Annotated in this window: 2 protein-coding genes; both read left to right on the top strand. The window is 64.8% G+C overall.

Going from position 1 to position 2,652, the window contains the following annotated elements:
• The first annotated feature begins 117 nt into the window (after positions 1-117).
• Positions 118-1,623, top strand: coding sequence for an IS21 family transposase (istA, locus tag ACFQPB_RS23755; RefSeq protein WP_382228875.1), 1,506 nt, complete (start codon positions 118-120; stop codon positions 1,621-1,623).
• Positions 1,616-2,455, top strand: a complete 840-nt coding sequence (gene istB / locus ACFQPB_RS23750; protein WP_382228872.1) for an IS21-like element helper ATPase IstB — start codon at positions 1,616-1,618, stop codon at positions 2,453-2,455. The genes istA and istB overlap by 8 nt, the downstream gene beginning before the upstream one ends.
• Positions 2,456-2,652 lie beyond the last annotated feature (197 nt).

The raw sequence follows: 2,652 nt of genomic DNA, 5'->3' as shown, positions 1-2,652 counted from the left end.
GTGTTGACGCCGACCGAAAACTGACCCACTTTAGGGGTTTGTGCCGACTCAAAACTGACCCAGGTGTTTTACTCGCTCTGCCCAAATTTTGGGCAGGGGGCAAAGAGGGTGATCACCATGGAAATGTTGGGAAGAATTCGGCGGATGTACCTGCGCGACAAGCTGTCGCTGCATGAGATTGCCAAGCGCACGGGGCTGTCGCGCAACACGGTGCGCAGCTGGTTGAGGGTGCCAGAAGAGGTGAAGGCGCCGGTCTATATGCGCAAGAGCGGATTCAGCAAGCTCAGTGGTCATGTGGCCGAGCTGGAGCGCGCGCTCAAGGCCGATGCACAGCGCCCCAAGCAGGACCGGCGCACGGCGCGGGCCTTGTTTGCGCAGATCAAGGCCAGTGGCTACGAGGGTGGCTACACCCGCGTGACGGACTTCATTCGTGGTTGGCGCGCCGGTGCCGGCAAAGGCATCACCGCGTACGTGCCGCTGAAGTTCGAGCTGGGGGAGGCGTTCCAGTTTGACTGGAGCGAAGAGGGGTTGGTGGTGGGCGGCATCTACCACCGGCTGCAGGTCTCGCACATGAAGCTGTGCGCCAGCCGCGCCTTCTGGCTGGTGGCCTACCCCAGCCAGGGGCACGAGATGCTGTTCGATGCGCACACCCGCAGCTTCGCCGCGCTGGGCGGCGTGGCCCGGCGGGGCATCTACGACAACATGAAGACGGCGGTGGACAAAGTCCAGCGGGGCAAAGGCCGCACCGTCAACGCCCGCTTTGCCGTGATGTGCGCGCACTACCTCTTCGATGCCGACTTCTGCAACGTTGCCAGCGGCTGGGAGAAAGGGGTGGTGGAGAAGAACGTGCAGGACAGCCGCAGGCGCATCTGGCTGGAGGCGCAGCAGCACAAGTTTGGCAGCTTTGCCGAACTCAACGCCTGGCTGGGCGTGCGCTGCCGCAGCCTGTGGGAGGAGATCCGCCACCCCGAGCACAAGGCCTTGAGTGTGGCCGAGGTGCTGGAGCAAGAGCGTGTTGAACTCATGCCCATGCCTACCGTGTTTGATGGCTACGTGGAGCGCTCGGCCAAGGTATCGAACACCTGCCTGGTGGTGGTGGCGCGCAACCGGTACTCGGTGCCATGCGAACTGGCGGGCCAGCGCGTGAGCACCCGGCTGTACCCGGGCCGGGTGGAGATCGCCAGCGACGAGGGAATCGTGGCCCGCCACGAGCGGCTGCCCAACCGAGGGCACATCTGCTACGACTGGCAGCACTACATCGCGCTGATCCAGCGCAAGCCCGGGGCACTGAGAAACGGCGCGCCCTTTGCCGATATGCCCGCGCCCTTGCAGCGCCTGCGCCAGGGGCTGATGCGCCATGCGGGGGGCGACAAGACCATGGCGCAGGTGCTCAACTGTGTGGCCAGCCACGGGCTGGACGCGGTGCTGGTGGCGGTGGAGCTGGTGATCGAGTCGGGGGCGCTGAGCACCGAGCACGTGCTCAATGTGCTGGCGCGGCTGAACGCCCCGCCGCTGCCACCGGATGTGCAAAGCAGCCTGGCGCTCAAAGAGGCCCCCATCGCCAACACCGGGCGCTACGACAGCCTGCGTGGCAACGCCGTGGAGGGCATGAGCCATGCGTGATGTGGCGGCCGAACTCAAAGCGCTGCGCCTGGGCGGCATGGCGGCGGCCTGGGCTGAATTGACGACACAGGCGGGCGACACCGGTCGAGACAGCGGCGATGTGGGCGTACAGACCTCGCGCTGGTTGATCGAGCATCTGCTGCAGGCGGAACACGCACACAGGGCCTTCGCGTCGGTGCGCCACCAGATGAAGGCAGCCCGTTTCCCGCTGCACCGCGACCTGGCCGGCTTTGACTTCGAGGCCTGCCGCGTGGACCAAAAGCTGGTGCGCCAACTCAGCACGCTGGCGTTCACCGAAGCGGCGCAGAACGTGGTGCTCATTGGCGGGCCGGGCACGGGCAAGACGCACCTGGCCACCGCCATGGGCGTGGCCGGCATCGCGACCCAGGGCAAGCGGGTCCGTTTCTTCTCCACGGTCGATCTGGTCAACGAGCTGGAGCGTGAGAAGCGAGAGGGCAAGGCTGGGCGCCTGGCACTGGCGCTGTCACGCCTGGACCTGGTCATCCTGGACGAGCTGGGGTATTTGCCCTTCAGCCAGGCCGGCGGGGCGCTGCTGTTTCACCTGCTCTCCAAGCTGTACGAGCACACCAGCGTGGTGATCACCACCAACCTGAGCTTCTCGGAATGGGCGGCGGTGTTTGGCGATGCCAAGATGACCACGGCCTTGCTGGACCGGCTCACCCACCACTGTCACATCGTTGAGACGGGTAACGAGTCCTACCGGTTCAAGCACAGCAGCATGGCGGCCAAGACGCGGATCAAGGCCCGGGAGAGTGCGCGCAAGGGTACTGCGGGCACACTGTTGACAGCTGCGTTGGACGAGCCGTTCTGATCCGGCCCGAGGGCGGGAAAGGCGCTGCGGGCTACGCCCTTCGCGCCATTCCCACGCTCACTCTCAACGACAAGGAGGGAGAAGCTAAAACCAGATATTGGGTAGACTTATCCACAGTTGCTGATCCCAGAATCAGCAACCCGCCCTGGGTCAATATTGAATCGGCAGGGTGGGTCAATATTCAAATGGCGCCAACA

The organism is Hydrogenophaga atypica (genome assembly GCF_042665215.1).
GTDB lineage: Bacteria > Pseudomonadota > Gammaproteobacteria > Burkholderiales > Burkholderiaceae_C > Hydrogenophaga > Hydrogenophaga defluvii_A.
This window is presented reverse-complemented; position numbering and strand designations above follow the sequence as displayed.